Annotated in this window: 3 protein-coding genes; 2 read left to right on the top strand and 1 reads right to left on the bottom strand. The window is 58.5% G+C overall.

What is annotated here, in order from left to right:
- Positions 1-65 precede the first annotated feature (65 nt).
- Positions 66-1,403 carry an MFS transporter gene (locus tag ACW9IR_RS28795; RefSeq protein WP_016986167.1) on the bottom strand — a complete coding sequence of 446 codons (1,338 nt, stop codon included), beginning with the start codon at positions 1,401-1,403 and terminating at the stop codon, positions 66-68.
- Between the two features lie 357 nt (positions 1,404-1,760).
- Here ACW9IR_RS28795 and quiC point away from each other — a divergent pair, with 357 nt between their 5' ends.
- Both quiC and ACW9IR_RS28785 read left to right on the top strand, forming a co-directional pair.
- Positions 1,761-3,662: a 3-dehydroshikimate dehydratase QuiC gene (gene quiC, locus ACW9IR_RS28790; protein ID WP_457466000.1), complete on the top strand. Its 1,902-nt coding sequence runs from the start codon at positions 1,761-1,763 to the stop codon at positions 3,660-3,662.
- A gap of 101 nt (positions 3,663-3,763) precedes the next feature.
- The gene (locus ACW9IR_RS28785) at positions 3,764-4,441 is read left to right on the top strand and encodes a TetR family transcriptional regulator (RefSeq protein WP_095121665.1); all 678 of its coding nucleotides are present in this window, start codon (positions 3,764-3,766) and stop codon (positions 4,439-4,441) included.
- The last annotated feature ends 50 nt before the right edge of the window (positions 4,442-4,491 follow it).

The following is a 4,491-nucleotide window of genomic DNA, read 5'->3' as shown; positions in this document are numbered from 1 at the left end:
GTTATTGACTGACACTAAGCCATCGCGAGCAGGCTCACTCCTACAGGTAGCGTTGTGTAGGCAGGTTACTCGGTGATGGTAGGAATCTTGCGCGGTGCCATGAAGTACATCCACGTCAGCGCAATGAAATACATCGCCGGAATCAGCGTGAACAACACGGTGTAGTTGTTGTTGGTCACGGTGAGGATATGGCCGACGATCTGGGTCATGAACATCCCGCCGATGGCTGCGCACATACCACCGAAACCGAACACCGTGCTCATCATGTGCTTGGGCGTGTAGTCCATCACCAGGCTCCAGATGTTCGCCGTCCAGGCCTGGTGCGCACCGATGGCCAGAGAGATCGCCGCGACTGCAACCCACAGATTGGCTGAACCGGCCGCCATGACCACGCCGATGATGCAGCAGGCAAACAGGAACATCGACAGTAGCCGCGCTTTGATCGAGTTCATCCCGCGACCGATCAGGAACGAAGACAGAATGCCGCCACCGACGCTGCCGAAGTCGGCCGTGACGTAGATGATGATCAGCGGAATACCCATCTGGGTGACGTTGATGCCCAGGTTGTATTGCTGATTGAGGAACGGCGGCAGCCAGTACAGGTAGAACCAGAACACCGGCGCGGTCAGCGAGTAGGCGAGGGCGAAGGCCCAGGTACCGCGCATCCGCAGAATCTTCGAGAACGGTACGCGGGCCTGTTCCGGTTCGACTTCTTGCTGGATGTAGTCCAGTTCGGATTGTTTAACGCTCGGATGATCTTCCGGGTTGAAGTATTTCAAGCCCCAGAACAGCAACCAGATACCGCCCAGTGCCGCCATGCACAGGAACGCCGCTTGCCAGCCCCAGACATGCAGGACCAGCGGCAGCAGCATCGGCGTGAACATCGCGCCGACGTTGGTGCCGGCGTTGAAGATGCCGGTGGCGACTGCACGTTCGCCGGCCGGGAACCACAGGCGCGTGGTTTTCACGCAGGCCGGGTAGTTCGCCGCTTCAGTCAGACCGAGAATAAATCGGCAGACCATAAAGCCAACGGCCGACGTCGCCAGACCGTGGGCGCCGGTGGCCAGGCTCCAGAGCAGCACGGCGCAGAAGAACACGCGTTTGACGCCGACCCGGTCGATCAAGCGACCTTGCAGGACGAAACCGATCGCGTAGCCGACCTGAAACCAGAAGTTGATGTTGGCGTAATCCATCGCCGTCCAGCTCATTTCCTTGGCGAGGATTGGCTGCATGACGCCGAGGGCGGCGCGGTCGATGTAGTTCAGGGTAGTGGCGAAAAACACCAGCGCCAGCATGCCCCAACGGGTCTTGCCGACAGCCATGGCGCCGCGGATCTTGTCGCCGATGCCACCCGTGGCAGTGCTCATGGCCGGAGCCATGCGGGAAGTCTGTGAAGGAATCATGTGTTCCACCCGTTTTTGGATTTGTTATTTGGTGTGCTTTTTACTTGCACGCTGCGACCGGCGGTTCAGATCCGGACTCAATGTGCAGTCGATGTTGGGCAGTGGACGAAAAATCGTCAATTCGCCAAACCGCCATTGTGTTCGATAATCGCACGCAAAACTAACCGGGTAGTACACTTTAAATTGCTGCGCGCGGGGATGCAGCCAATAATTTCCCTCACTATAAAAACCATCCTGTGTAGGCGCTGCCGCAGGCTGCGATCTTTTGATTTTGCTTTCCGCAATAAAGATCAAACGATTGCAGGCTTTCGCGGCTCCTACAGTAAAGATAAAGCGGCGCAGTCCGGGAGTTGAAACATGCAGCGTTCCATTGCCACCGTTTCCTTGAGCGGCACCCTGCCGGAAAAACTCGAAGCCATTGCCGCCGCCGGGTTCGACGGGGTGGAGATTTTCGAAAACGACCTCCTGTACTACGACGGCAGTCCGAGGGAAATTAAACAGATGTGCGCCGACCTCGGTATCGCCATCACCCTGTTTCAGCCGTTCCGCGATTTCGAAGGCTGCCGCCGCGATCGCCTCGCGCGCAATCTCGAGCGGGCCGAGCGCAAGTTCGACCTGATGCAGGAACTGGGTACCGACCTGGTATTGGTCTGCAGTAACGCCTCGGCCGACAGCGTCGGCGATCAGCAAATTCTAGTCGATGATCTGCGCCTGTTGGCCGAGCACGCTGGCGCGCGTGGCTTGCGCATTGGTTACGAAGCGCTGGCGTGGGGCCGTCACGTCAACACTTATCAACAGGTCTGGGACATCGTGCGTCAGGCCGATCACCCGAGCCTCGGCGTATTGCTCGACAGTTTTCACACCTTGTCGTTGAAGGGCGATCCAAGCGCTATTGCCAACATTCCGGGCGAGAAGATCTTCTTCGTACAAATGGCTGATGCACCGATCCTGCAGATGGACGTGTTGGAGTGGAGCCGGCACTTCCGCTGTTTCCCGGGGCAGGGCGAATTCGATTTGCCGGGGTTCCTCGCGCCGATCATTCAAAGCGGTTACACCGGGCCGCTGTCGCTGGAAATCTTCAACGACGGCTTCCGCGCCGCACCGCCACGGGCCAATGCCGCCGACGGTTTGCGCTCGCTGCTGTATCTGGAAGAGAAGACCCGCCAGCGTCTTGAGCAGGAAACCAAACCTGTGGCCAACCGCGAAATTCTCTTCGAAACGCCGAAGGCCAGCGAGTACAACGGCATCGAGTTTCTTGAGTTCGCCGTGGATGAAAGCCTCGGCGCCAAGCTGTCGAACTGGCTGGAGCGCCTCGGGTTCGTCAAGGCCGGGCAGCACCGCTCCAAGAGCGTGAGTCTGCTACGTCAGGGCGACATCAATCTGATCCTCAACTCTGAACCCTATTCCTTCGCTCACAGCTTTTTCGAGGCTCACGGCCCGTCGCTGTGCGCCACCGCTGTGCGGGTCAAGGACAGTGCCAGTGCGTTAGCCCGCGCCGTCGCTTACAAAGGTCAGCCCTATCGCGGACTGGTCGGCCCCAATGAACTGGAGCTGGCGGCAGTGCGGGCCCCGGACGGTAGCCTGATCTATCTGGTCGATGAACAGGCTGATGTCTACGGCACCGATTTCAATCTGCTGGCAGATGCCCCGGCCCGTGGCGGTCTCAAGCGTATCGATCACATGGCCATGGCGCTGCCGGCCGACAGCCTCGACAGTTGGGTGCTGTTCTACAAGAGCCTGCTGGATTTCGAGGCGGACGATGAAGTGGTACTGCCCGATCCGTATGGGCTGGTGAAGAGCCGCGCATTGCGCAGTCGCGACAGTTCGATCCGCTTGCCGCTGAACATTTCCGAGAACCGCAACACCGCGATCTCCCACGCGTTGTCGAGTTACCGTGGCTCGGGTGTGCACCATATCGCCTTCGATTGTGACGACATCTTCGCCGAAGTCAGCCGCGCCAAAGAAGCCGGCGTGCCATTACTGGATATCCCGCTGAACTATTACGACGACCTTGCTGCGCGCTTCGATTTCGACGACGAATTCCTCAGCGAACTGGCGTATTACAACGTCTTGTACGACCGTGATGCGCAGGGTGGCGAGCTGTTCCACGTCTACACCGAGCCGTTCGAAGGGCGTTTCTTCTTCGAGATCATCCAGCGCAAAAACGGCTATGCCGGTTACGGCGCAGCGAACGTCGCGGTGCGTCTGGCGGCCATGGCCAAATCACGCAGTGGTGCAGTGCGCCAGGCGAAGTTGTAGGAAATTCGTAAACGCGGGATTAAACACAGGTCCCGCAGCTTCCTTCACTGTGCTGTGCGGCCCATAATCGCCGCCTGTGCAGTGATGGCCGTGAGCCCGCAATGACGATGAATACAGAACTTTCCGCAGCTTCTGAAGTTTCCGCTGTAGAGCCGCGCAAGAGTCGCAAGAACAACCCGGAAAAGACCCGCGAGAACATCCTGCAGGAGGCGATCGTCGAGTTCGTCCAGCAAGGCTTGTCCGGCGCTCGCGTCGACGCAATTGCCGAGCGTATCCACACCTCCAAACGCATGATCTATTACTACTTCGGCAGTAAGGAGCAGTTGTACGTCGAGGTGCTGGAGAAGCTTTACGGTGATATCCGCAGCACCGAAAACCGTTTGCACCTGGCCGAGCTGGCGCCGGTGGAAGCGATTCGCCGATTGGTCGAGTTCACCTTCGATCACCACGACCGCAACGTCGATTTCGTGCGCATCGTCAGCATCGAAAATATCCACAACGCTGAATACGTGAAGCGTTCCGATGCAATCAAGGCGATGAACAACACCATCCTCGATTCGCTCGGTGAGATTCTGCGTCGTGGCGCTGAAGAGGGGGTATTCCGCACCGGGCTGGACGCGCTGGATGTGCACTTGCTGATCAGTTCGTTCTGCTTCTATCGCGTATCGAACCGGCACACGTTTGGCGAGATTTTTCAGATCGATCTGCCGGATGAAAGCGTCAAGCAACGTCATCGCGAGATGATTTGCGAGTCGGTGTTGCGCTACCTGCAGGCCTGACGCTGACCCCCTGTAGGAGTGAGCCTGCTCGCGATGGCGGTGTGTCAGGC

It is taken from the genome of Pseudomonas sp. SDT291_1_S447 (genome assembly GCF_054070155.1).
Note: the sequence above shows the minus strand (reverse complement) of the source record. Positions and strands in the feature narration are given on the sequence as shown.